Annotated in this window: 22 protein-coding genes; all 22 read right to left on the bottom strand. The window is 43.2% G+C overall.

The features are described 5' to 3' along the window. Nucleotides 1–49 precede the first annotated feature (49 nt). The 22 genes from dapA to rseP all read right to left on the bottom strand — a co-directional run bounded on the left by dapA (nt 50) and on the right by rseP (nt 25,260). A complete protein-coding gene (dapA, locus tag NSQ83_RS09205; RefSeq protein WP_003245816.1) occupies nt 50–922 on the bottom strand; it encodes a 4-hydroxy-tetrahydrodipicolinate synthase in 873 nt (290 codons plus the stop codon). Between the two features lie 30 nt (nt 923–952). Then, the gene (gene dapG, locus NSQ83_RS09200; RefSeq protein ID WP_015483233.1) at nt 953–2,167 is read right to left on the bottom strand and encodes an aspartate kinase; all 1,215 of its coding nucleotides are present in this window, start codon (nt 2,165–2,167) and stop codon (nt 953–955) included. A 91-nt stretch (nt 2,168–2,258) separates the two neighbouring features. Next, nucleotides 2,259–3,299 carry an aspartate-semialdehyde dehydrogenase gene (asd, locus tag NSQ83_RS09195; protein WP_003244674.1) on the bottom strand — a complete coding sequence of 347 codons (1,041 nt, stop codon included), beginning with the start codon at nt 3,297–3,299 and terminating at the stop codon, nt 2,259–2,261. Between the two features lie 125 nt (nt 3,300–3,424). After that, complete coding sequence (gene dpaB / locus NSQ83_RS09190) at nt 3,425–4,027, bottom strand: dipicolinate synthase subunit B (RefSeq protein ID WP_003231884.1); 603 nt, start codon at nt 4,025–4,027, stop codon at nt 3,425–3,427. Nucleotides 4,028–4,029: 2 nt separating this feature from the next. Then, nucleotides 4,030–4,923 (bottom strand): dipicolinic acid synthetase subunit A, encoded by an 894-nt coding sequence (dpaA, locus tag NSQ83_RS09185; protein WP_003231888.1) that lies wholly within the window; start codon nt 4,921–4,923, stop codon nt 4,030–4,032. Between the two features lie 185 nt (nt 4,924–5,108). Further along, nucleotides 5,109–5,366, bottom strand: a complete 258-nt coding sequence (locus NSQ83_RS09180; RefSeq protein ID WP_003231890.1) for a YlmC/YmxH family sporulation protein — start codon at nt 5,364–5,366, stop codon at nt 5,109–5,111. A 77-nt stretch (nt 5,367–5,443) separates the two neighbouring features. Then, complete coding sequence (locus NSQ83_RS09175; protein WP_003245717.1) at nt 5,444–6,673, bottom strand: pitrilysin family protein; 1,230 nt, start codon at nt 6,671–6,673, stop codon at nt 5,444–5,446. A 39-nt stretch (nt 6,674–6,712) separates the two neighbouring features. After that, nucleotides 6,713–7,672, bottom strand: a complete 960-nt coding sequence (locus NSQ83_RS09170; RefSeq protein WP_198878785.1) for a polysaccharide deacetylase family protein — start codon at nt 7,670–7,672, stop codon at nt 6,713–6,715. Between the two features lie 116 nt (nt 7,673–7,788). Then, the gene (pnp, locus tag NSQ83_RS09165; RefSeq protein ID WP_003231897.1) at nt 7,789–9,906 is read right to left on the bottom strand and encodes a polyribonucleotide nucleotidyltransferase; all 2,118 of its coding nucleotides are present in this window, start codon (nt 9,904–9,906) and stop codon (nt 7,789–7,791) included. Nucleotides 9,907–10,078: 172 nt separating this feature from the next. After that, nucleotides 10,079–10,348, bottom strand: a complete 270-nt coding sequence (gene rpsO / locus NSQ83_RS09160) for a 30S ribosomal protein S15 (RefSeq protein WP_003220957.1) — start codon at nt 10,346–10,348, stop codon at nt 10,079–10,081. A 156-nt stretch (nt 10,349–10,504) separates the two neighbouring features. Next, nucleotides 10,505–11,455 carry a bifunctional riboflavin kinase/FAD synthetase gene (gene ribF / locus NSQ83_RS09155; protein ID WP_032725707.1) on the bottom strand — a complete coding sequence of 317 codons (951 nt, stop codon included), beginning with the start codon at nt 11,453–11,455 and terminating at the stop codon, nt 10,505–10,507. An 18-nt stretch (nt 11,456–11,473) separates the two neighbouring features. Next, nucleotides 11,474–12,403 (bottom strand): tRNA pseudouridine(55) synthase TruB, encoded by a 930-nt coding sequence (truB, locus tag NSQ83_RS09150; protein ID WP_198878784.1) that lies wholly within the window; start codon nt 12,401–12,403, stop codon nt 11,474–11,476. An 81-nt stretch (nt 12,404–12,484) separates the two neighbouring features. Further along, entirely contained in the window at nt 12,485–12,838 is a 354-nt protein-coding gene (rbfA, locus tag NSQ83_RS09145) for a 30S ribosome-binding factor RbfA (RefSeq protein WP_009967251.1), read from the bottom strand. Nucleotides 12,839–12,854: 16 nt separating this feature from the next. After that, nucleotides 12,855–13,133, bottom strand: coding sequence for a DUF503 domain-containing protein (locus NSQ83_RS09140; protein WP_198878783.1), 279 nt, complete (start codon nt 13,131–13,133; stop codon nt 12,855–12,857). Beyond that, nucleotides 13,130–15,280, bottom strand: a complete 2,151-nt coding sequence (gene infB / locus NSQ83_RS09135; protein WP_014479801.1) for a translation initiation factor IF-2 — start codon at nt 15,278–15,280, stop codon at nt 13,130–13,132. Before infB ends, NSQ83_RS09140 begins: the two co-directional genes overlap by 4 nt. 19 nt (nt 15,281–15,299) lie before the next feature. Then, nucleotides 15,300–15,602 carry a YlxQ family RNA-binding protein gene (locus NSQ83_RS09130; RefSeq protein WP_003220946.1) on the bottom strand — a complete coding sequence of 101 codons (303 nt, stop codon included), beginning with the start codon at nt 15,600–15,602 and terminating at the stop codon, nt 15,300–15,302. A gap of 1 nt (nt 15,603) precedes the next feature. Further along, on the bottom strand, nt 15,604–15,879 hold the full coding sequence (gene rulR, locus NSQ83_RS09125) for a glucose-induced regulator RulR (protein ID WP_009967250.1): 276 nt from the start codon (nt 15,877–15,879) through the stop codon (nt 15,604–15,606). A 13-nt stretch (nt 15,880–15,892) separates the two neighbouring features. Beyond that, entirely contained in the window at nt 15,893–17,008 is a 1,116-nt protein-coding gene (gene nusA / locus NSQ83_RS09120; RefSeq protein WP_003231912.1) for a transcription termination factor NusA, read from the bottom strand. Between the two features lie 34 nt (nt 17,009–17,042). Further along, on the bottom strand, nt 17,043–17,513 hold the full coding sequence (gene rimP / locus NSQ83_RS09115; protein WP_003231915.1) for a ribosome maturation factor RimP: 471 nt from the start codon (nt 17,511–17,513) through the stop codon (nt 17,043–17,045). Nucleotides 17,514–17,842: 329 nt separating this feature from the next. Further along, nucleotides 17,843–22,156, bottom strand: a complete 4,314-nt coding sequence (locus tag NSQ83_RS09110; protein WP_029726487.1) for a PolC-type DNA polymerase III — start codon at nt 22,154–22,156, stop codon at nt 17,843–17,845. 108 nt (nt 22,157–22,264) lie between these two features. Beyond that, complete coding sequence (gene proS, locus NSQ83_RS09105; RefSeq protein WP_003231918.1) at nt 22,265–23,959, bottom strand: proline--tRNA ligase; 1,695 nt, start codon at nt 23,957–23,959, stop codon at nt 22,265–22,267. Nucleotides 23,960–23,991: 32 nt separating this feature from the next. After that, on the bottom strand, nt 23,992–25,260 hold the full coding sequence (rseP, locus tag NSQ83_RS09100) for an RIP metalloprotease RseP (RefSeq protein WP_010886508.1): 1,269 nt from the start codon (nt 25,258–25,260) through the stop codon (nt 23,992–23,994). Nucleotides 25,261–25,262: the final 2 nt, after the last annotated feature.

Raw genomic sequence — 25,262 nt, 5'->3', positions numbered from 1 at the left:
TCAGCTGAATGTGAGAATGACCGCGTTTGTTTCACTGTATGAAATTTTCTTACAGTTCGCTGATCGTGCTGCTTAAGCTCAGACGTTCATCCTCAGTTAACGGGACTAGAGGCAGACGCACAGAACCGACATCAAGACCTCTCAGCTGAAGCGCTGTTTTGACTGGAGCAGGATTAGGCGCTTTAAACAGTTCCTTCATAATCGGCAGCAGTTTCTGATGGATCAGTGCCGCATTAGCTGTTTGCCCATTCGTATAATTTTTGATCATTTGCTGCATATCAGTGCCTGCAATATGGCTCGCCACTGACACAACTCCTCTTCCTCCAACTGAAAGAATTGGAAGCGTCAGAGCATCATCCCCTGAATAGACATAGAAGTCTTCAGGTGTTTCAGCAATAATTTTTGTAATCGCTTCGAGGTCTCCGCTCGCTTCTTTAATCGCAACCACATTCGGAATGTCTGCCGCCAAACGGATCGTCGTTTCAGGAGCAAGAGAAGCAACCGTACGGCCAGGAACATTATAGAGCATAACCGGAAGAGATGTCTCTGCCGCAATTGCTTTAAAATGCTGGTACATTCCTTCTTGAGAAGGTTTATTGTAATACGGGGTAACAAGCATAACAGCGTCCACGCCCGCTTCCTCAGCTTTTTTTGTCAGCTTAATGGAATCTTTCGTGTTGTTGCTTCCAGTACCAGCGATAACGGGCACCCGTCCGTTTACTTCTTTTACTGTATATTCAAAAAGCGCAATTTTTTCTTCAGTTGAAAGGGTCGGAGATTCTCCAGTTGTTCCCGCTACTACTAAAGAATCCGTTCCGTTTTTCAACAAGTAATCAATCAGTGTAGACAGTTTTTGAAAGTCTACGTTCCCTTTATTGTCAAAGGGTGTAATCATCGCTGTAGACACATTTCCGAAATTCATTTTATTCACCTCATCATGATTCAATCACATTTACTTCGAAAGTTCAAACACTTCATGCAAAGCGTTTACAGCAGGAACCATATCCGCTTCATGGACGAGCACCCATATCGTCGTATGGCTGTCAGCCGACTGAAGGATCGGAATTTCTTTTTCTGAAAGAGCCGATACAATTTTGGACGTAACACCGGGAACACCCATAATGCCCGCGCCGACCGCCGATACCTTCGCGCAGTTTCTCGTCACCATTGGATCATAGCCCATATCCATTAAAATACGCTGAGCTGTTTCTGTTTTATTTCCGGCTACCGTATAGACGATTTCACTAGGTGTAATGTTAAAGAAATCGACACTGATTCCAGCGTTTGCCATAGCCTTGAACACTTCAGTCTGAACGTTATACTGGCCGATTTTCGCAGGCACTTTGAACTGCGTGACATCTTTGACATGGGCGATCCCCGTAATCAGCCTTTCAAAAACATCACTGCCGACCTTGGAAGAGTGATGTGATGTCACCAATGTACCTTTATCATTCGAATAAGTCGAACGGACGCGGATCGGAACCTTGGCCTGCATTGCGATTTCCACAGCACGCGGATGAATGACCTTGGCCCCCTGATACGCCAGATTGCAGATTTCCGTATACGTCACAACAGGAAGCGGTTTTGCATTTTCCACCACTCTTGGGTCAGCAGTCATCACGCCTTCTACATCGGTGAAAATATCGATGTATTCCGCATCAACAGCTGCTCCGAGTGCGGCTGCAGACGTATCGCTGCCCCCTCTGCCGATTGTAGTTGTATCACCCTTTTCAGTTGCGCCCTGGAAGCCTGCGACGACTACTGCATCATGATTGGCGAGCACACTGAATAAACGCTCCGGTTTCATTTCAATGATTTTCGCATTGGTATGCTGATCATTCGTTAAAAAGCCAGCCTGAGCCCCTGTCAGCGCAGCTGCTTTCACACCGTTATCAAGCAGCATACTTGTAAAGACGACAGAGGAAATAGTCTCTCCGCAAGATAAAAGCAAATCCTGCTCCCTAGGAGAAATCGCTGACTGATCGCCGTAAAGCAGCCCGAGCAAAGAATCTGTTGCATACGGGTCTCCTTTTCGGCCCATCGCTGAAACGACAACGACAACCTTATATCCTTCACTGATTGCTTCTTTAATATGCCCTAAAGCCAGTTTGCGGCCTTTATCATCTTTTACTGATGTTCCGCCGAACTTTTGAACAATTATCTTCACTGTTTTCACTCCAAATTATTCGGACGTAACAGAAGAGAGCAGGCTGATAGCGCCTTACTCTCTTCTATTCGTCTTTAGAAAATTCTCTCTTTTATACGAGGTTTAGTTTTTTCAGGCTTTCTGCAATTTGAACAGAGTTCCATGCCGCGCCTTTTAATAGGTTATCAGAAACAACCCATAAATGAAAACCGTTTGCTCTGTCCAAGTCTTTACGGATGCGGCCCACAAACACATCGTTTTTGCCGACAGCATCAGCAGGCATCGGATAAAGCTGCTGGCTTGGATCATCCTGAAGTGTCACGCCCGGAGCTTCTTTCAATAGATTTTTAATATCTTCAACTGTAGCGTCATCACGGTCTATTTCGATGTAGACGGACTCTGAGTGCCCAGTTTGGATTGGCAGTCTCACACATGTAGCCGCAACTTGAAGGTCAGGCATGTGCATGATTTTTTTCGTTTCATTTATCATTTTCATTTCCTCAAACGTATAGCCGTTATCTTGGAATTTATCGATTTGCGGAATCGCGTTGAAGGCGATTTGATAGTGTTTTTTGTCACCTTTTACAGGCATGATCTCAGGCTCTATTTCTTCTTTATTTAAAATCGCCTGTGTTTGGCTGTAAAGCTCTTTTACAGCTTCATTACCCGCTCCTGATACTGCCTGGTAAGTTGATACGATGACTTTGTTTAAGCCATATGCTTTGCGGATCGGTTCAAGAGCCGCAACCATTTGGATTGTAGAGCAGTTTGGATTGGCAATAATGCCGTTGTGTTCATGCAAGTCTGCCTCATTCACTTCTGGCACAACAAGCGGTGTATTTTCATCCATGCGGAACGCGCTCGTATTATCTATAACAATAGCGCCGCGTTTTACAGCTTCTGGTGCCAATGCTTGTGATACGCTTCCGCCGGCGCTGAACAAAGCAATATTTACCCCTTCAAAGCTCTCAGGAGAAGCTTCCTGAACAGTCAGCTCTTGGCCTTTAAACGTGACTTTTGTCCCCGCAGAGCGTTTTGAAGATAGCAATGTAAGTGTGTCCATTTCAAAGTTTCTGTCTTCAAGTGTTTTAAGCATTTGTTGTCCCACAGCCCCTGTCGCTCCGACAACAGCTACGTGTAAACCTCTTCCCATCTGTAAAACTCCTTCCGCCAATCAGCTTCATTGAATTGATTTGACTATGATTTTACGTTTTATTTTACCATAGAATATGCGGGTGATGACCGAATTTTTTAGTTTGGGAAAGATTTTCTGTAAATTTAGTCATTTCCCTGATAATTCTCAACTAGAATCGGCTGAAGCTGCTGGTGCATGAGTGCCTTTTCAATCGTTTGCGGTAGCAGATCCATTTTGGCTACCATTGAATTCGGTTTTTTAAATGGATCGTCTTGCCCGAATGGAATAAAAAAGATATTTTTTGTTGACATGAGCCTCATTAAATTTGTTCCGTTTAAACCAAGAGCATCATTTGTCGATATACCCAGAACGACAGGCCGATTGTTTCGGATTGTCGCTTTTGCCGCCATCAGCACCGGGCTGTCCGTCATGGCATTTGCCAGCTTGCTCATTGAATTGCCTGTTAAAGGCGCAATGACCATGCAGTCAAGGGGCAGCTTCGGCCCAAGAGGTTCTGCCTTTACAATCGAATCAATGGCCTCATATCCAGTCAGGTCTTCAATTTTTTTAACCCATTCTGCGCCCTCTCCAAATCGGGTATTTGTAGATTTTACATTAAATGTGACAACCGGACGGACTTCAGCTCCTTCGTTGACCAACGCCTCAATTTGCGGGAAAACCGCTTCATATGTGCAATGCGACCCGGTCAGCCCAAACCCGATTCTTTTTCCTTTTAATGACGACATCCTTATTTCCCCTCCTCAGCTTGTATTTCAGCCAAAAGCTTGCTCAAGACGTTTGCAAGGATTTGCCCAGCTGTTTTAGGAGCGACAATCCCTGGAAGCCCGGGAGCAAGAAGTGCTTTAATCCCTTGTTTCTCGGCATATTTAAAATCCGTTCCCCCGGGACGTGAGGCCAGATCCAATATTAAGGTTTTTGGTGTCATGCTAGAAAGTACCGTTTGATTTAAAATCATACTCGGTATGGTATTAATGCAAATATCTATATCTTTTACATGCTCTTTCAGCTCATCGGTATGAAAAGGAACGAGCCCCATTTCAGTGATACGTGCCAGATGCGCTGAACTTCTTGCCCCCACTTTTACATTCGCTCCGAGCGCGGCAAATGTACGGGCAATCGTCATCCCGGTGCGCCCCAGACCGAGAACGGCCACCTGTGATCCGTGTATCGTATAATCCGTATGCTGAATAGCCAGCATGATCGTTCCTTCTACTGTCGGAATAGAGTTGTATATCGCAATGTCATCCCGCTCAAACAGTTTTACAAGTTTTCTTTTTGCCTGAGCTGCAATGTTTTCTAAATAGGCGTTAGAAATTCCTGAGAAAATGACACAATGTGCAGGCGTTCTGTCGAGATGGTCCTGTTTTAACACAACTTCTTCATTAGAAAATACAGTTGATACGACACCTTCTCCTGTTGTCGCGGATACTGGAAGAATGATGCTGTCTATTTGCTGAAAAGGAATTTCATCAATATTGCATTTTACTGCCCCGGTAAAACCGTGATCCAATTGGTCAAAACCGACAAGATAGATGTCAGCCTGCTGTTCAGTGAGCTTTCTTATAATTTCGAGCTGTCTTGCGTCACCGCCGATAACTGCAATTTTCAATCCGGTTAACATTCTAAACGTTCACCTTCTTTGTATATACTGGATCTCTAGTTGTTAAGCTCCCCTTCATCTTATGATCAAAAGGAAATACCGGTGAATATAAAAGATGCGCTTTTTCCATATAAAAAAACATCGGCTCCGGCAGCCGATGTTTCAGATGTTTTCTTTAGAGCCCGCTTCACAGTCAATTGGGCTATTTACTCTTGTCGAGGAGGCATTTCCTCAGGTACATCTAATATAATCATATCTGAACCGATCTTTTGAATATGGTGCCATGGGACACGAATGTCATGACCTTGCTTTCTCAAACCAAACCACTTAACTGTGGGAATGAGGAGTGCTGTAATCTGTCCATCCTGTTCATTGATTTCCAAATCGGTCTGGCCGAGCACTCCGAGCCGTTCAGCTCTTTTGATGTCTACAATTTCCTTTCCTGATAATTCACTGAGCCGCATGTCTGTCACCCCCTTGTACTATGTATGATGAAAGGGATTAAAAAATGCCTGCTCCATTATGGAGCAGGCTTTCCTTTTTAAGACGGCATATTGCCGGAAGGGCTGATAAGTGCTAATGCATAGTCTTCGGTAAACAATTGTCTGGCAAGGCCGTTAACACGCTCTAAGTTCACGGCGTTTAATTCATTGATGATTTCATCTAATGTTTTATGTTTGCCGAGCAGCAGTTCATTTTTTCCGTTTCGGCTCATTTTGCTGTTTGTGCTTTCTAAGCTCAGCATTAAGCTTCCCTTCATTTGCTCTTTGCTGTTTTCCAGTTCTTTCGAGGTAATGCCGTCACGTTTTAATGTAGCAAGCGTTTCTTGAATTGTTTCCGACAGCTGCTGAAGCTGATTTGCACCCGTTCCGCCGTAAATCGTTAGCATTCCGCTGTCTTCATATGAGCTGTGATAGCTGTAAACAGAATAAGCAAGTCCTTTATCTTCACGCACATCTTGGAACAGCCGGCTGCTCATGCTGCCTCCGAGCACATTGTTGAGGACGATTAAATCATAAATACGTTCATGGCCAACCTCTAAGCCTTTAAATCCAAGGCACAAATGAGCCTGCTCTGTTTCTTTTTTTCTCGTCAGTTTTTCCGTGTGGAACTCAGGCTTCTCAAGGCCTGTCGCTTTGCCCTTCGCCTCGTATGACCCGAACCATTTTTCTACATCTTTGATAAAACTGTCAGATATATTGCCCGCTACCGAAATCACCACTCGGTCCGGCGTATAATAATCATGCATGTATTGTCTGAGAGAGTCACCGTTAAAGGAAGCAAGCGTTTCTTCCGTGCCTAGAATTGGGTAGCCTAAAGAATGATTGCCGTAAGTGGCTTTGCTCAGTAAATCATGTACAATGTCGTCCGGCGCATCTTCATACATTTTAATTTCTTCATATACTACATTTTTCTCTTTTTTCAGCTCGTTTTCATCAAACGTTGAATGAAAGAACATATCTGCTAATACGTCCAGCGCGTAATTCGCATGCTCGTCAAGCACCTTTGCATAGTAGCAGGTATATTCCTTTGAAGTAAACGCATTGACCTGGCCGCCAATACGATCAAAAGATTCTGCTATCTCGCGTGCAGATTTTGTGCTCGTCCCTTTAAAGAACATGTGCTCTAAAAAGTGAGAAATTCCGTTTATCTCCGGCGTTTCATGTCTCGAACCTGTGCCGATCCATACGCCGATCGCAACAGAACGGACTGTCGGGTTATTTTCCAGCACAATTCTTACACCATTTTGACACGTATATCGTTTAATCAAATTTGTTCCTCCTATTCAAAGACAAGCTGCCTTCATCTGTTACTTCAATAGTCTTGTTTCATCCATTAGTTCAGTGACTGTTCCAAGCGCATATCCTTTGTCTTTTATCTTTGTAATCAGCGCTTCAAGACTTTCCGTCGTAGGGTCAGTCGGATGCATTAAAATCATGGCACCATTATGTATCTTGCTTAACACTCTCGTCTGAAGTACAGACGGAGCCGGCTTTTGCCAATCGATTGTATCAACTGTCCACATGACTGTTCCCATCTGTTTCTCTGCTGCAATGTCGATAACCGCTTTTCTGAAACTTCCGCTTGGCGGAGCGAACCACTTTGGCTTAACGCCGATCGTTTGTTCTATTTGTTCATTAGTCTTGTCGAGCTGCTCGGAAATTCTTCCTGTAGTCAGTTTGCTCATATCCGGATGATTGTATGAATGATTTCCGATTTCATGTCCGTCTTTTGCAATCTTCTTAGCGAGCTGTACATTGTTTCTCACCCAATTGCCTTCTAAAAAGAACGTAGCTTTAACCTGGTGCTTTTGCAGAATAGGGAGCATTTTTTCCAAATACTCATTTCCCCATGCCACATTGATTAAAAAAGCCACCATCGGTTTGTCAGGATTTCCTTTATAAATAGGCTCAGGCTGAAGTGACTCAAGATGAACACTTGGTTTTACTTGACTGTACACCAAATCTTTTTCCCGAAACTCACCATGCTTTTTCATTTTTTTATATGATTGTTCAATATTGACCTTTAATCCATTGTAGCCTGGAATGCTTTTCCACACTTTATCAATTCTTGCATTCTGGGGCTTAACTTCGTACTCCGGCGCTTTTTGAAGCAATTCTTCATATAATTGGTCTTTTGACGCCGTGACAGTCACCGTATCTTTTTTCATTGCCCCTATATAATCAAGTGCATGCGGATTTTCCATCATCTCAAATGAGACAAAAAAAAGAAATAAAAAAACGGCAAACGGTACAAATTTTTTGTACATGTTCTGTCCCCCCTCATTTCACATTATGAAGGAGAGGGACAAGGTAGAACCCGCCTGCTTTTGAAAAGCTTCAAAATAAAGAAGCCGGGTCTCCCAGGCTCCTTTTATGTTTTCATTTAAGATTGTTGTTCTTCTTTTTCTTTCTCTTCACGGAGCACCGCTTTGCGGGATAAATTCACTCGTCCTTGTTTATCAATTTCAGTGACTTTGACAAGAATCTCGTCTCCGATTTTTACAACATCTTCAACTTTCCCTACGCGTTCAAGCGCAAGCTCTGAAATGTGCACCAAACCGTCTTTTCCGCTGAAAATTTCAACGAAAGCCCCGAATTTTTCAATCCGTTTCACTTTACCTAGGTAAAGTTGGCCGACTTCAACCTCTCTCACAAGGTCTTCGATGATTTTTTTCGCTTTTTGGTTGCCGCTTTCATCTGTAGAGGAAATAAAGATTGTGCCGTCCTGCTCAATATCAATTTTAACACCGGTTTCTTCGATGATCTTATTGATTTGTTTTCCGCTTGGTCCGATGACATCGCGGATTTTATCAGGATTAATGGTCATTGTTAAGATCTTAGGCGCATATCGAGAAAGCTCTTTTCTTGATTCGCTTAATGTTGCAAGCATGCTGTTGAGGATTTCCATTCTGCCCTTTTTCGCCTGCTGAAGCGCTTCTTCAAGAATCTCTCTGGAAAGGCCTTCAATTTTAATGTCCATTTGCAGGGCCGTTACGCCTTTTTCAGTTCCCGCTACTTTAAAGTCCATATCTCCGAGCGCGTCTTCCATGCCTTGGATGTCAGTCAAGACAGTGTAATGTTCGCCTGATTTGACAAGACCCATCGCAATACCAGCAACTGGCGCTTTAATCGGTACACCGGCATCCATCATTGCAAGTGTGCTTGCGCAAATGCTTGCTTGAGATGTAGAACCGTTTGATTCAAGCACTTCTGAAACAAGACGGACAGTATAAGGGAAGTCTTTTTCAGACGGAATAACTGGCTCAAGCGCACGCTCACCCAGTGCTCCGTGTCCGATTTCACGACGTCCCGGTCCGCGCATCGGTCCTGTTTCCCCAACGCTGAATTGCGGGAAGTTGTAATGATGCATAAACCGTTTTGACTCTTCGACACCTAAGCCGTCAAGGATTTGCACATCTCCCAGAGCACCTAGCGTACAAACGCTGAGGGCCTGAGTTTGTCCCCTTGTAAATAGACCTGAACCGTGCGTTCTTGGCAAGAGGCCAACCTCTGAAGAGAGCGGACGGATTTGATCGACACCGCGGCCGTCCGGTCTTACTTTCTCTTCAGTAATCAGGCGGCGAACTTCATTTTTCACAAGCTTGGATAAAATCTGCTTCACTTGCTTGATTGTGTCTTCATCATGTTCTTCATCCTCGAATTTTGCCACAACTGCGTTCTTCACTTCGTTAATGGCATCTTCACGGGCATGCTTTTCATGAACTTGGATGGCTTTCAGCAGATCCTCTTCTGCCAAAGCTTTTACTTTTTCATTAAGCTCTTCATCAATTTCAAAGAGCTTAATTTCAGATTTCTCTTTGCCGACTGCTGCAACAATTTCTTCTTGGAATGCAATCAGGCGTTTAATTTCTTCATGGCCGAACATAATGGCTTCAAGCATGATTTCCTCAGGAACTTCGTCCGCTCCCGCTTCTACCATGTTAATCGCATCTTTCGTGCCGGCAACGACAAGATTGATGTCGCTTTTTTCAAGCTGATCGACTGTCGGGTTAATGATAAATTGATCATCAATGCGTCCGACAGTAACCCCTGCAATCGGTCCTTCAAACGGAATATCCGATACAGAAAGTGCAAGAGATGAACCGAACATGGCAGCCATTTCTGAAGAGCAGTTTTGGTCAACACTCATGACAATGCTGATGACTTGAACTTCATTACGGAATCCATCGGCAAACAAAGGACGGATCGGACGGTCAATTAAACGGCTGGCAAGAACCGCTTTTTCACTTGGACGTCCTTCTCTTTTAATAAATCCGCCCGGAATTTTCCCTACCGCATATAATCTTTCTTCATAGTTTACAGTAAGAGGGAAGAAATCAAGCGGTTTAGGTTCTTTTGAAGCGGTTGCTGTACTAAGTACTGCTGTATCACCGTAGCGGATCATCACAGCACCATTTGCCTGTTTGGCAAGCTGGCCGGTTTCAACAGTAAGCGTTCTTCCGGCCCAATCTATGGTAAAGACATGTTTTTCTTGTCCCATACAATTACGAACTCCTCTCTTCGTTGTGTGAAATAATCAATTACTCCTATTATGAACGAAATGAATTGAACATATCAATGTCAAAGTAGTATGTAAAAGGATTTCAATGATTTGTTATAAGAAATTTCGCTTTAATACGATAAAAAAGCGGGAATCCTCCCGCTTTTTACGATTATCGACGTAAGCCTAGTTTGTTAATTAACTCACGGTAACGAGTTACGTCTTTATTACGCAGATACGTAAGAAGATTACGACGCTTACCTACCATTTTAAGAAGACCGCGACGTGAGTGGTGGTCTTTCTTGTGAGTACGTAAATGCTCGTTCAAGTTGTTAATTGAGTCAGTTAGGATAGCGATCTGAACTTCTGGAGATCCAGTATCAGATTCGTGTGTTTTGAACTCATTGATGAGTTGGTTTTTACGCTCTTGAGTAATTGCCATCCTGTTTCACCTCCAAATCATATTTAGCCCCAGTTACCTAGCAACCGTCGGTGACTTCGGATTGCCAAGCAATGGTTTTAAGACTACGAAAACTATCATACTAAAAATCGTGCCTATATGCAAATATTTTAGAATAAAATTTGCGTGCGTTGCAAGTTATTTCCGCAAATTGCTGAAATAACGGATGGCTTCCTGCTTATCTTTCTCAATTTGCTCTGTTAATTCTTTGATGCCATTGAATTTCCGCTCGCTCCGAATCCGTTTGTACCATTCGATTTTTATAGCGGCTCCATATACCTCTTGATCGAAATCAAACAGATTGACCTCGATGGAAGGCTGCTCTGGGCGCTTTTCATAAAACGTTGGCTTATAGCCAATATTGCAAACACCATTGTAAACTTCGCCGTTCACTTCCGCTTTTACGGCATATACACCTGTGGGCGGAACGATATAGCTGTTATTTAAACCGACATTTGCTGTCGGAAAACCGATGGTCCGCCCTCTTTTATCACCATGAATGACAATTCCTTTAATAAAATATGGCTGTCCAAGCAAGACATTCGCCAATTCAACATCTCCGTTTTGAAGCGCGGTACGGATATACGAAGAACTGATTTTTTTATCCTGCTCCGTCAATTTTTCTACCATTGTGCACCCAGCTTTTCCGTCTAAATCATCCGGCATGGTCTCCATTGTTCCCTTGCCGTATTTTCCGTACGTAAAGTCAAAGCCTGCCACTGCGTGCCGCACATTAAGGCCGATAATATACTGGTCTATAAACTGCTTAGGAGAAAGAGAAGCAAACACTTCATTAAATTTAACGACATACAGAACTTCTGTGCCTAATTGTTCAATTTGGTTTATTTTGTCTTCAAGAGGCGTAATCAGATCCTTTGGTTCCTTATCTCTGCCCAACACGTGAGAAGGATGGGGATGAAAGGTCATCACAGCTAATGTCAGACCTTTTTCTTCGGCTATTTGCTTCGCTGTGCCGATTACCTTTTGATGCCCGAGATGAACGCCGTCAAAATATCCTAACGCCATCACTGATTTAGCCTGCTCCTCTTTTATTAAATGATGAGGATGTGTAATATGTATCGTCTTCACAGAACGGTCACCTTTTTTCTATTGTTCGCTTTTTTGCATCAATACTTTTGCCGGCTTTAACAGCCCATTTTTTGTAGGATGAGGGAAATAGATCGCCAAGCATGTTCCGGATTCAGTAAAGACGGCGATACGCTCTTCACTTGTCATTTCAGAAAACTGCTCGGGCGTCTCAAGCAAAGCCCCATTTTCTACTTTCTTAGCTAATGTATCACTTATGATCCATTTCGGCAAATGATTGAGCGCACGTTCAATAGAAACTGTATGCTCTTCCACGGTCCCGGATTGGGCCTGTGCTTCGAGCTCATCAAAAGTAAAGCATTCGTCGAGAGAAAAATCTCCGGATGCCGTACGGATTAAATGAGACATATGAGCCGGATATCCGAGCTTTTCCCCGATCATGACCGCCAGCGTCCTTACATAGGTCCCTTTGGAGCAAGTCACTGTAAACCGGAAGCTTGCGGTTTCTCCATGATGTTTAATCTCTGTCGTCAGGGCAATGTCTTCAATGGTTATCATACGTTTCGGACGTTCTACTTCAATCCCTGCTCTTGCGTATTCGTATAATTTTTTGCCGTTTACTTTTACAGCGGAATACATGGGCGGAATTTGTTCTTGTTTACCCTTTAAACTGTTTAAAACCTTTTCTACATCCGCTTTATCAATGTCGTGATTGACAGGCTTTGTTTCCACCGTTTCTCCGGTTTGATCCTCTGTTGTGGTTGAAAAGCCCAACATTATTTCTGCATCATACGTTTTAGATTTTTCAGTTAAGTATTCGACTATTTTTGTCGCTCTTCCTACACAAATCGGAAGCACGCCTGATACTTCCGGATCGAGCGTTCCTGTATGTCCTACTTTTTTTGTTTTTAACAGCTTTCGGATCTTCATGACACAGTCGTGCGATGTCATGCCAACAGGTTTATGTAAAAGGAGAACTCCGTTAACCATTTGCCTTTCACTCCTTCTTTTGAGTTTTTTTCTTATAAACGAAGAAAGAGGACAGACGATATACGCCTATCCTCTCTTTTTTTATTCAGATGGTTTCTCTGAATGTAATTCGTGAATCAGTGTTTCGATCCGATTCCCGTAATCGATTGATTCATCGAACTCAAATTCAATTTCAGGCGTTTTTCGAAGTCTGATGCGGCTGCCGATTTCGGATCGGATAAATCCTTTCGCTTTTGCCAGCCCTTTCAGCGCTTCTTCCCGTTTTTTCTCGTCACCGAGAACCGAGATATACACCTTTGCAATTTGCAAATCACCTGATACACGTACATCCGTTACTGTCAGAAAACCAATTCTCGGGTCTTTCAGCTTGCGGCTGATAATATCACCGAGTTCTTTTTTCATTTGCTCGCCGACACGGTTTGCTCTCATACTCAATTCAATCACCTCTAAGTTAAAACCACTCTGTCCTAGTGATCGCCCGTTCAATTTCAGGAAAAGAATCGATAAACGCTAGGACGCGCTGCAGTTCTTTTTCTGTTTGAACGCGAGAGGAAGAAACAGCGGCGATTCCGAAGCTGGTTCTTTGCCAAGTGTCCTGATAGCCAATCTCCGAAATCGAAACATTGAACTTGTTTTGAACCCTGGTTAAAACCCGCTTCAGAACGGCACGCTTTTCTTTTAGCGATCCTGCATCATAAATGATGCATTCACACTCCGCAAATCCGATCACGTTCTTTCAATTTCTTGCATGACAAACGCTTCAAGGATGTCACCTTCACGAATGTCATTGTATTTCTTAATTGTAATACCACATTCATAGCCTTGTGAAACTTCTTTCACATCGTCTTTAAAGCGTTTCAGAACATCTACTTCGCCTTCAAAGATGACGACGCCGTCACGAATTAAACGGAGGCCGCTGTCGCGCGTAATGGTTCCTTCAGTAACATATCCGCCGGCAATTGTACCGATTTTAGATACTTTGAATGTTTGGCGTACTTCTACTTGACCAATTACTTTTTCTTCATATTCAGGATCAAGCATACCTTTCATGGCAGCTTCAATCTCGTCGATTACTTTGTAAATGATACGGTGAAGTCGAATATCTACATTTTCAGCTTCAGCCGTACTCTTAGCATTTCCGTCCGGTCTCACATTAAACCCGATAACAATTGCATTGGAAGCAGATGCCAAGATAATGTCAGATTCAGTAATCGCACCAACGCCTGTATGGATGATTTTCACTTTAACGCCTTCTACTTCAATTTTTTGAAGCGCAGCCGTTAAAGCTTCAGCAGATCCTTGAACGTCAGCTTTTACGATGAGGTTGATGTCTTTTACATCACCTTGCTTAATTTGCTCGAATAAATCATCAAGACTGAGCTTCGCTTTATCGCTGCGCTGCTCTTCAAGCTGTTTCGAAGCACGGGCTTCACCGACAGAACGAGCTGTTTTTTCATCCTTAAAGACAAGGAATTGGTCTCCCGCTTGAGGGACATCATTCAAACCGGTAATTTCAACCGGAGTTGACGGGCCGGCAGTTTTCACACGGCGGCCAATGTCGTTGACCATTGCACGGACACGACCAAATGTATTGCCGACTACGATCGGATCACCGACATGCAGTGTTCCAGTCTGTACGAGCAACGTCGCAACTGACCCTCTGCCTTTATCGAGTTCAGCTTCAATAACCGTTCCTTTTGCCTGACGGTTCGGATTCGCTTTCAGTTCCTCTACCTCACTGACAAGCAAAATCATTTCAACGAGCTCATCAATGCCTTTTCCAGTTAAAGCGGAAAGCGGCACAAAAATGGTTTCTCCGCCCCAAGCTTCAGGGACAAGTCCGTATTCCGTCAGTTCTTGCATTACACGGTCAGGGTTTGCGGATTCTTTATCTATTTTATTCACAGCAACGATGATTGGAACCTCTGCTGCTTTTGCATGGTTAATCGCTTCAACTGTTTGCGGCATGACACCGTCATCGGCAGCTACGACAAGAATCGTAATATCAGTTACTTCTGCACCGCGTGCACGCATTGTTGTAAATGCGGCGTGGCCCGGTGTATCCAAGAACGTGATTTTCTTGCCGTTCTCTTCAATTTGATAAGCGCCGATATGCTGAGTGATTCCGCCTGCTTCTCCTTCAACAACCTTTGTTTTACGGATGCTGTCAAGAAGCGTTGTTTTCCCATGGTCAACGTGACCCATGATTGTCACGACAGGAGGACGAATTTCAAGATCCTCTTCATTATCAGGCTCTTCGTATTTTTCCAGCTCTGTTTCTTCAAGCACAATGACCTCTTCTGTTTCAACACCATATTCTGATGCAATGAGTTCGATTGTGTCTTTATCAAGCTCTTGGTTAATGGTTGCCATTACGCCAAGAAGCATTAGCTTTTTAATGATTTCTGAAGGCTCTTTGCCAAGCTCTTCAGCAAGTGCGCCAACTGTTAAAGTGCCAGAGAATGTAATTTTCTCAGGAAGCTCTTTTTTCGGCTTTACAGGCTTTTGCTGATGTTGGTTTTTATTGTTGTTGTTGTTGCGTTTATTTTTTTTGTTGTTGTTATTCTTCTTGTTTTTGTTAAATTGATTATTCTGCACGTCATTCTTCTTTCCGTCTCGAATTTTATTTGGTTGATTTCCAGCTGATTGCTGATTAACCCCTTGTGGCTGTTTGTTTTTGTTCGTTTCTGCTGGCTTTTGAGATTTAGCAGCTGCGCCGCCTTTTTTATATTTGGCATCAAGCTTTTTAATGGCCTTTTCTTCAAGCATGGCCATGTGATTATTCACTTCTAAATCCATGTTCTTCAGTGCGGTCAAAATTTCCTTACTTGAAACATTTAACGCTTTTGCATATTCGTATACTCTCATTTTAGCCATTCGTTCACCCCCAAAAATATTAATCGAGCAAGCTGATCAGCTTATTCGCAAAACCTTGGTCAGTGACGGCGACAACGACACGGGCTTCTTTACCGATAGAGCGTCCAAGAACCGCGCGACTCTCGACTTTTTTATAAGGGACTTTATAATAATTGCACTTGTCAGTTACTTTTTTTGCTGTGTTAGATGATGCATCCTCTGTAAGCAGGACAAGCTTTGCACGCGCATTCCTGATTTCTTTTATTACCAAGTCTTCGCCTGACACGACCTTACGAGCTCGATTGGCCAGACCCAGCAAGGGAAACCATTCCATTCCAGACATTTTATTTTTTCACCTTTTCCGCCAGTTCCAGCAATTCATCGAAAATCTGGTCATCGATTTGTGATTGAAATTGATTTTGCAAAGTGTTTTTCTTTTTTGCTGCTAAGATGCACTCTTTATCCAGCGTTAAATAAGCACCCCGCCCATTCTTTTTTCCGGTCGGGTCTACTGAGATTTCGCCTTCTTTCGACCGTACAACTCGGATCAGTTCCTTTTTAGGCTTCATTTCACCAGTCACTACACATTTGCGTAATGGGATCTTTTTGTGTTTATTCACCTAAAGTCACCTCTTATTCATCCGATTCAGCAGTTTCAGGCTCCGTAAAGAGCGGCTCATCATCTTCTTCAAGTTCTCTCGGATAGATTCCAAGTTCTCTTGCGTCCGTTTCGCTCTTAATATCAATCTTCCAGCCTGTCAGTTTAGCAGCTAAGCGTGCGTTTTGTCCTCTTTTGCCAATTGCCAGAGACAGCTGGTAATCAGGAACAATAACAGTTGTCGCTTTTTCTTCTTCATTAACAATGACATCAAGCACTTTGGAAGGGCTGAGCGCATTCGCGACAAATTCTACAGGATCACTGGACCAGTTGACAATGTCAATTTTTTCACCTTTTAATTCATTGACGATTGCTTGCACACGCTGGCCTTTAGGCCCTACGCATGAACCGACAGGATCAACGTCAGGATCATCTGTGCGAACAGAAATTTTTGAACGGTCGCCGGCTTCTCTGGCAACAGATTTTAGCTCGACAGTTCCATCATAAATTTCAGGCACTTCAATTTCAAACAAACGCTTTAACAGGCCTGGATGTGTTCTTGACACATAAATCTGCGGGCCCTTCGTTGTTTTTTCTACTTTTGTGATATATACCTTAATGCGGTCATGAGGCTTGTAGCTTTCATTCGGCATTTGCTCATTAACCGGCAGCAAGGCTTCTATTTTGCCTAAAGACACGTAGATAAATTTATTGTCCAGACGCTGGACGATCCCTGTCATGATGTCTTCTTCACGGTCGATAAATTCAGAATAGATCACACCGCGCTCAGCTTCGCGCACACGCTGTGTGACGACCTGCTTCGCTGTTTGAGCAGCTATGCGCCCGAAATCCTTAGGTGTAACTTCGATTTCGACGACATCGCCGACCATATATTCCGGATGGATGCCCTGCGCCTCTTCAATTGAGATCTCTAATCTCTGGTCGTATACTTCGTCAACGACATCTTTTCTTGCAAATACACGGATGGAGCCAGTTTCACGGTTTAGATCCACCCGTACATTTTGCGCTTGATTAAAATTCCGCTTATAAGCAGAAATTAACGCAGCTTCGATTGCTTCGATGATAATTTCTTTACTGATGCCTTTTTCTTTTTCAAGAATCGTGAGAGCATCTAATAATTCACTGCTCATTTAACGGTCTCCCCCCTTAAAACATTTGTATTCATTAGAATGTAACAGCTAATCTTGCATTAGCTATCTTTTCATACGGAATATTGATCCGTTTCTTTCTTGTTTTGATCGTGATCTCAACTGTCACTGTTTGTCCATCAAATTCAGCCAGTTCACCTTCAAACACTTTTACGCCGTCAATAGGCTCATACGTCTTAATGTATACGTTTTTTCCTAGTGATTTTTCGAAATCGGCTTTTTTCTTTAGCGGACGCTCAGCTCCTGGAGATGAGACTTCAAGAAAGTAATTTTGGCTGATTGGGTCTGCCTCATCAAGCTTTTCGCTTAAAGCTTCGCTTACTTTGGCACATTCCTCAATATCCACACCGTCATCGGAATCAATAAACACGCGAAGGAACCAGCTTTGGCCCTCTTTGACAAATTCAATGTCAACGAGTTCCAGCTGAAGGCTGTCTACGATTGGCTGAGCCATTTCTTGAACGGTGTCAGTCACTTTTTTGCTCATGTTCTTCCTCCTTGTGCTGTCGATCTCATATTCGTCTCGTCACTCTGCATAAAAACCCTGCTTCAAAAGAGCAGGGGCTAAAAAGTAAACGATGAACATGTCGAGACAAAATTCTCCTGTTCAATACAAAAGAGCGGGTTTCCCCACTCTTTGCCTCGGTAATCGTTAGCATTTCCAATAAAACTATACCATAACCATATTTTTATTGCAAATGGATATACGCTTACCTTCATACCTAAGCAAGTGACAGAAACTCTAATATTACGATGGCACTTTTTGCGCTTATGTATGCATAGAAGCAGAATTTCTGAGAAATTCTGCTTTCCATATTAGAACAGTGACAATTGGTTTTGATCAGGCAGTGATTCCAGACAGCCGTGGCGATCTAAGTACTCTAAAATCGTTTTTGATACTTTCCCTCTCTTTTGCAAATCTTCTTTTGAGAGGAATTCGCCTTCTTCGCGAGCTTTTACAATGTTCAAAGCAGCGTTCGTCCCTAACCCTGGAATAGAGTTAAACGGCGGAATAAGACTGTTGCCGTCAATAATAAACTCTGTGGCGCTGGAGCGATATAAATCGACTTTTTGGAATGAATAGCCTCTCTCACACATCTCAAGCGCTAATTCTAAAACAGTCAGAAGGTTCTTTTCCTTCGGTGAAGCATCAAGTCCTTTAGAGTTTATATCCTCCATTACCGCTCTGATTGCTGTAGAGCCCTTGATCATTGTATCAATATCAAAGTCATCTGCACGAACGGTAAAATAAGCCGCATAATACAAAAGAGCATGATGCACTTTAAAGTAAGCAATGCGGACTGCCATTAAGACATATGCCGCGGCGTGGGCTTTCGGGAACATGTATTTAATCTTTTTACAGGAATCAATATACCAGTCTGGGACATTGTTATTTTTCATTTCTTCTTCCCATTCAGGCGTTAATCCTTTTCCTTTACGCACGAATTCCATGATTTTAAAGGCAAGGGACGGCTCAAGGCCTTGATAGATTAAATAAACCATAATGTCATCACGGCAGCCGATAACCTCACTCAGCTCACAAATATTATTGTGGATGAGCTCCTGTGCATTGCCAAGCCATACATCAGTTCCGTGAGACAAGCCTGAAATCTGAACGAGCTCAGAAAAAGTGGTCGGCTTTGTATCTTCAAGCATCTGCCGGACAAATCGGGTTCCGAATTCAGGAATTCCAAGAGTGCCCGTTTTACAGCCAATCTGTTCTTCAGTCACACCGAGTGATTCGGTTCCCTGGAAGATCTTCATCACTTCAGGATCATCCGTCGGAATTGTTTTCGGATCTATTCCGCTTAAGTCTTGAAGCATCCGAATAACAGTCGGGTCATCGTGTCCGAGAATATCAAGTTTTAACAGGTTGTCATGGATGGAGTGGAAATCAAAATGAGTCGTTTTCCACTCTGAACCTGTGGCATCTGCCGGAAACTGGATCGGTGAAAAATCATAAATATCCATATAATCCGGAACTACGATAATACCGCCAGGGTGCTGTCCAGTTGTACGTTTTACACCCGTGCATCCCTGCACGAGCCGATCTATTTCGGCACCGCGCATATGAAGATTGTTGTCTCCAGCATAGCCTTTTACATAACCGTAGGCTGTTTTTTCTGCCACCGTGCCTATTGTTCCCGCACGATATACATTGTCTTCTCCGAACAATACTTTTGTGTAATTGTGTGCTTGCGGCTGATATTCCCCTGAGAAGTTCAAATCGATATCAGGTACTTTGTCCCCTTTAAATCCTAAGAACGTTTCAAATGGAATATCATGGCCGTCTTTTTTCAAAGGCGTTCCGCAATGAGGACATGTCTTGTCAGGCAGGTCAAAACCAGAACCGACAGAACCGTCATTAAAGAACTCAGAATGCTGGCACTCAGGACAAACATAGTGCGGCGGCAGCGGGTTTACCTCAGTAATCTCAGTAAGTGTCGCAACTAATGAAGATCCTACGGAACCACGGGAACCAACGAGATACCCATCATCTAGTGAACGTTTTACAAGTTTGTGAGAGATCAAGTAAATAACAGCAAATCCGTGGCCAATAATACTCTTTAACTCTTTTTCAATCCGCGCTTCGACAATTTCAGGCAGCTCTTCCCCGTAAATGCTTCTTGCACGCTGATAGCTCATTTCTCTGATCTCTTCATCAGCGCCTTCGATTTTCGGCGTATATAAATCATCTTTAATCGGCTTGATGTCATCAACTAAAGAAGCAACCTTTTGGGTATTGGTGACTACGATCTCCTTCGCTTTTTCTTCACCTAAGAAAGAAAAAGCTTCAAGCATTTCGTCTGTCGTTCTGAAATGCACTTTCGGCAGTTCATGCCTATTCAGCGGATTTGCCCCGCCTTGTGAGGATATTAAAATCTTTCTGTAGATTTTATCCTCATCATTCAAGTAATGAACATTTCCCGTAGCAACAACCGGTTTATTAAGCTTTTCCCCCAGCTTCGTGATATTCGCAATAATTTCTTTCAGCGCTTTTTCATCACGGACCAGTTCAAGCTCCAGCAAGTGACGATACACTTCAGGCGGCTGAACCTCAAGGTAATCATAGAATGACGCGATATCTTCCACCTCTTCAGGCGATTTTTGCATCATTCCCTCAAAAACCTCTCCCCTGTCACAGGCAGAACCGATCAGCAGCCCTTCCCTGTATTTCTCAAGCTGAGATCTCGGAATACGCGGCACTCTGTAAAAATAATGAATATGAGAAAGTGACACAAGCTTAAATAAATTTTTAAGTCCCGTGCTGTTCACTGCAAGTAATGTTGCATGATACGGTCTTGATCTTTGATAAGCATTGGACTGACCCATATTTTCATTCAACTCATCATGGTACTGAATGCCTTTTTCAGCTGCGTCTTTCAGCATTTTCAGAAGCAAATAAGCGGTTGCCTCAGTATCATAGATCGCACGGTGATGCTGTGTGAGTTCGATATCAAACTTTTTACAAAGTGTGTTCAACCGGTGGTTCTTAAATTCCGGATAGAGAAAACGTCCAAGTTCAAGCGTATCAATGACTGGGTTTTTAGCTTTATCGACTTCAAGAAGCTTTTTATAGGCTACATTTAAGAATCCCATATCAAAGCTTGCATTATGAGCGACAAGGATATCATCGCCAATCCATTCTCTGAAATCTCTTATTACATCTACGACATCCGGAGCGTCTTGTAGCATATCATCAGTGATCCCTGTCAGCTCTATGATTGTGGCGGAAAGCGGACGATGCGGGTTCGCAAACGCCTCAAATTTATCAATAATTTCTCCGCCTTTTACTTTTACTGCAGCCAGCTCAATAATGGTATCGTATACAGCAGACAATCCTGTTGTCTCAACGTCAAAAACAACATATGTTTCTTCTTCGAGCAGACGATGTGCGGCATTATAAGCAATTGGCACGCCATCATCCACGAGATTTGCTTCCATCCCGTAAATCATTTTAATTCCATGCTTTTTGGCCGCAGAATACGCATCAGGGAAGGACTGAACGACAGCATGGTCAGTCAAAGCGATGGCCTCATGCCCCCATTTTTTCGCCTGTTCGACAAGCTTTCCGATACCCGTAACAGCATCCATTTGGCTCATTGGGGAATGAAGATGCAATTCCACTCTTTTTTCTCCTTCAGGTGCTGAATCTTCACGGGTTTTTGCTTTTATTTCGTTTACGTCATTTGCGATCATGACAAGGTCTCTGACAAATGTATCATTTTGAATGCTTCCGCGTGCTTTTACCCACATTCCTTTTTTCAGAGACTTCATCAGTGCCGCATCTTCTTTTTCACGTGCAAACATTTTGATCAAAATACTATTTGTATAGTCTGTAATTTTGAAGATACACAGCGTGCGCCCGCTCTTCAGCTCGCGCGTCTCCACATCAAACACATAACCTTGGACCGTAATTCTCCGTTCTTCGTCCATGATGCTGTCAAGCGTCCGGATTTCCTCGTTATCTTTAATTTGATAACCGATAACAAGAGGACCAGATGGTGCTTGGTCTTCATCACTTTCTTTATCTTTCTTCTCCATTTCAATCAAGGCCTGCATAGCACGCTCTTGGTCTTCCGCAAGCTTTTGCTCCCGAAACTTTTGAACTTCCTGCTCGGATACAAATATTTCAGCATCAAGCTGAAGATCCGGAAAGCCAAATTGACGGTAGCCTGCTTGAATCATGGAACTGTATTTGTTTTTTAGCGCAGCCGCTTCTGTATCCGTTTTGGTTTTGACAATCAGTTTATTGCCCTTCAGCTTCGGTTTTTGCTGGTTTAAAAGACTGATAATCGGCGGCGAAATGCCCTGCAGTTCTTCTATGCAGCGTGACCAGTAGTCTTGAACGATACTTTCACTGACCTCGGCATCCTGAACTTCAATTGAAGATGTCACTTTTGCTATGTGGGCAAACGATTGCGTCAGCCTCGTTGTTAATGTGTCATATATTTGAAAAGGCAGCAAAGATTTAAATTGAAAATGAAAATGCCAAGACTTAGAAGCTTTGTGAATTGTCAGCTTTTTAATCTCGCCATGTTCAAAGTATGTCATGAAGGTATCATCTGTCATATTAATCTGCTGCAGAAGAATTTGAAACTGCCTTCTGTTTACTGATAACTGTTCCATTAAGACAGTATCCCTCCCTAAAAACATCATAAGTGAAGGTACCTCAGGCAATGAGGTACCTTCTATTATTTCTATTTTAACATGTTTTTTGATAAATCGTTATGGTGATTACTGCTTGCTGATAAACGCAGATAATTCGTCTACTGAAATCTCAGTTGACTCACCAGTTTGACGAATTTTCACTTCGACGATTCCTTCGTCAGCTCGTTTTCCGACAGTGATGCGGATTGGAAGGCCGATTAGATCTGAATCAGCGAATTTTACACCGGCACGCTCAGCACGGTCGTCATAGAGCACTTCATAGCCTTCCGCTTTTAAATCGGCATACAGCTTTTCAGCAAGCTCTCTTTGCCCATCGTTTTTCATGTTCAATGCAAGAATATGAAGATCGTACGGGGCAACGCTTTTTGGCCATATTAATCCTTTTTCGTCGTGATGCTGTTCAGCAATAGCAGAAAGCGTTCTTGATACACCGATTCCGTAACAGCCCATCAGCATTGGCTGCGCGCGTCCGTTTTCATCTAAATATGTCGCATTCATCGCTTCTGAATAGCGTGTTCCGAGCTTAAAGACTTGTCCGACTTCGATTCCCTCAGCAAAACGGATCGTTCCCTTGCCGTCTGGTGAAGGATCACCTTCTTTAATAAAACGAAGATCAGCAAATTCTTTAATTTGCGCGTCACGATTCACATTGACATTTTTATAATGATGATCTCCTTCATTTGCCCCGGCAACAGCATTGACCATTGCTTTCACAGCTTGATCGGCATATACTTCCACATCCTGATGAATACCGACAGGGCCTACAAAGCCTGGCTCTGTTCCGAGCTGCTGAATGACCTCTTCATGTGTGGCAAGCTCTACAACTTCTGCATGAAGCAAGTTTTTCACTTTAATATCGTTAACTTCATGATCTCCTCTTACAAGCACTAAGACAAAACGGTCATCAGCTTTAAACAATACTGACTTAATGCACGCTTCAGCCGAAACCTGTAAGAACGCAGTCAGTTCTTCGATTGTTTTCACGTTAGGCGTATGAACCTTCTCTAGAGCTTTAGGCTCTTCATCTGAAGGAACTTCCTGGTGAAGAACTTCAGCCATCTCGATATTAGCCGCGTACTGTGATTCATCAGAATACGCAATCGTATCCTCTCCGATCGCAGAAAGTGCCATAAATTCGTGCGTATCCTTTCCTCCCATTGCGCCTGAATCAGCGATAACAGGTCTTACATTAATGCCGCAGCGTGCAAAAATATTAGAATAGGCCTCGTACATTTTTTGATACGTTTCATCCAGACTCTCTGCAGATGCATGGAAAGAGTACGCATCCTTCATAATAAATTCGCGGCCTCTTAACAAACCGAAGCGAGGACGTTTCTCATCTCTGAACTTAGACTGAATTTGATAAAGAGTCAGAGGGAGACGCTTATAAGATTTAACCTCATCGCGAACAAGCGAAGTGATAACCTCTTCATGCGTTGCCCCTAAAGCAAATTCACGGCCATGACGGTCTTTTAGTCTCATCAGTTCGGGACCATATGTATACCATCTGCCTGATTCCTGCCATGTCTCTGCCTGCTGCAATGCGGGCATGAGCATTTCTACGGCATCAATTTTCTCCATTTCCTCTCGAACAATCTGCTGAATGTTTTGAATCACCTTATACGCAAGAGGCATATAGCTGTATACCCCGCTCGTATTCTGTCTGATAAATCCTGCTCTCAGAAGAAGCTGATGACTTTTTGCTTCGGCATCAGCTGGAACTTCACGGAGCGTAGGAATAAGCGTCAAGCTTTGTCTCATTTCTTCGCACCTCTGATTGATTTACTTTTCGTTTACAAAAACAGCCGCTGGATATCGTTCCATGTGACAACCAGCATAAGAAGCATTAAGAAAGCTACTCCGATAAACACAACAAATGCTTCTTTTTCCCTGTTAATCGGTTTGCCCCGAATCGCTTCAATAAATAGAAACAACAGTCTTCCTCCGTCAAGTGCCGGAATCGGAAGCAGGTTGACAATCCCAAGGTTAATGCTTAAAAACGCCGCAAACTGAAATAAGTTCACGATCCCTGTTTTCGCCACTTGGTCTGTCATGTCATATATGCCGACAGGACCTGACAGCATATCGAGTTTAAATTGGCCTGTTACTAATTTGCTCAGATTGGTTAAAATGGCTTTGGTGACATCAACTGTTGATGTCGCGCCGTAAGCAACCGCTGAGAGTACGCCTTTTTCAGTCGGCGCATAGGAACCGAAACGTCCGATTGTTTTTTTGTTCTCATCTTTAACAGCTTCCGGAGTCACCGAAATATGAAGCGTTTTGTTATCTCTTTTTACTGCAACGTCCATTTCTTTCTCCGGGTTTTCTTTTACAGCGGAGACAATGTCAGTCCAAGACCTCATTTTCTCTCCGTTAATGCTTTGGATATAATCCCCTTCTTTTAGCCCTGCTTCAGCCGCCCGTCCATTGTCTGTCAGCTGCCCGAGCATAGGTTCATTTGACGGTACGCCTTGAATCAGCCCAAGCATCACTAAAATGACGTAAGCTAAAATAAAGTTCATAATCGGCCCTGCAGCAATTGCTTTAATCCGCTGCCATACAGGTTTGGAACCAAATTGGCGATTATACGGCGCAATCTGCACTTCTTCTCCGTCTACAATAAAAAAGGATGTTTCGCTGACAGTAAAGCTGGAAAGTTCGTCCTCTTTCCCCTGTTCATAACCGGTGATCTTCATGTCATGCTCTAGATCCGCTGTTTCCACTTCAATGACTAATGCATCCGGATATTTTTCCTTTTGATTGATGATGACTTTCTCAACTTGATCTTCCTTATTAAACAGAAGCCCGACCGTGTATCCGGGTTTCACCTCAATCATTTCCGGATCTTCGCCGGCCATACGAACAAATCCGCCGACCGGAAGCAGCCTGATCGTATAAACTGTTTCATTTTTTTTGAAAGAAAAAATCTTTGGACCGAAGCCGATCGCAAATTCACGGCAGAGAATTCCCGCTCTTTGGGCTAGCAATAAATGGCCCAGTTCATGGAAGAAAACGAGCGTTCCGAAAATAATGATAAACGCTATAACTGTATTCACGAACATAC

This window comes from Bacillus sp. PS217 (assembly GCF_037963535.1).
In the GTDB taxonomy this organism is placed as follows: Bacteria; Bacillota; Bacilli; order Bacillales; family Bacillaceae; genus Bacillus; species Bacillus subtilis.
The sequence above is the reverse complement of the archived record's forward strand: the minus strand, read 5'-3'. Positions and strand labels throughout refer to the sequence as shown.

Bases quoted from the DNA above. Each gene is read 5' to 3' on its own strand.
- dapA (WP_003245816.1), bottom strand. From the start codon at position 922: ATGAATTTCGGAAATGTGTCTACAGCGATGATTACACCCTTTGACAAT.
- asd (WP_003244674.1), bottom strand. From the start codon at position 3,299: ATGGGAAGAGGTTTACACGTAGCTGTTGTCGGAGCGACAGGGGCTGTG.
- dpaB (WP_003231884.1), bottom strand. From the start codon at position 4,027: ATGTCGTCATTAAAAGGAAAAAGAATCGGGTTTGGGCTGACCGGGTCG.
- dpaA (WP_003231888.1), bottom strand. From the start codon at position 4,923: ATGTTAACCGGATTGAAAATTGCAGTTATCGGCGGTGACGCAAGACAG.
- NSQ83_RS09180 (WP_003231890.1), bottom strand. From the start codon at position 5,366: ATGCGGCTCAGTGAATTATCAGGAAAGGAAATTGTAGACATCAAAAGA.
- NSQ83_RS09170 (WP_198878785.1), bottom strand. From the start codon at position 7,672: ATGTACAAAAAATTTGTACCGTTTGCCGTTTTTTTATTTCTTTTTTTT.
- pnp (WP_003231897.1), bottom strand. From the start codon at position 9,906: ATGGGACAAGAAAAACATGTCTTTACCATAGATTGGGCCGGAAGAACG.
- rpsO (WP_003220957.1), bottom strand. From the start codon at position 10,348: ATGGCAATTACTCAAGAGCGTAAAAACCAACTCATCAATGAGTTCAAA.
- truB (WP_198878784.1), bottom strand. From the start codon at position 12,403: ATGGTTAACGGAGTTCTCCTTTTACATAAACCTGTTGGCATGACATCG.
- infB (WP_014479801.1), bottom strand. From the start codon at position 15,280: ATGGCTAAAATGAGAGTATACGAATATGCAAAAGCGTTAAATGTTTCA.
- NSQ83_RS09130 (WP_003220946.1), bottom strand. From the start codon at position 15,602: ATGTCTGGAATGGAATGGTTTCCCTTGCTGGGTCTGGCCAATCGAGCT.
- nusA (WP_003231912.1), bottom strand. From the start codon at position 17,008: ATGAGCAGTGAATTATTAGATGCTCTCACGATTCTTGAAAAAGAAAAA.
- rimP (WP_003231915.1), bottom strand. From the start codon at position 17,513: ATGAGCAAAAAAGTGACTGACACCGTTCAAGAAATGGCTCAGCCAATC.
- NSQ83_RS09110 (WP_029726487.1), bottom strand. From the start codon at position 22,156: ATGGAACAGTTATCAGTAAACAGAAGGCAGTTTCAAATTCTTCTGCAG.
- proS (WP_003231918.1), bottom strand. From the start codon at position 23,959: ATGAGACAAAGCTTGACGCTTATTCCTACGCTCCGTGAAGTTCCAGCT.
- rseP (WP_010886508.1), bottom strand. From the start codon at position 25,260: ATGTTCGTGAATACAGTTATAGCGTTTATCATTATTTTCGGAACGCTC.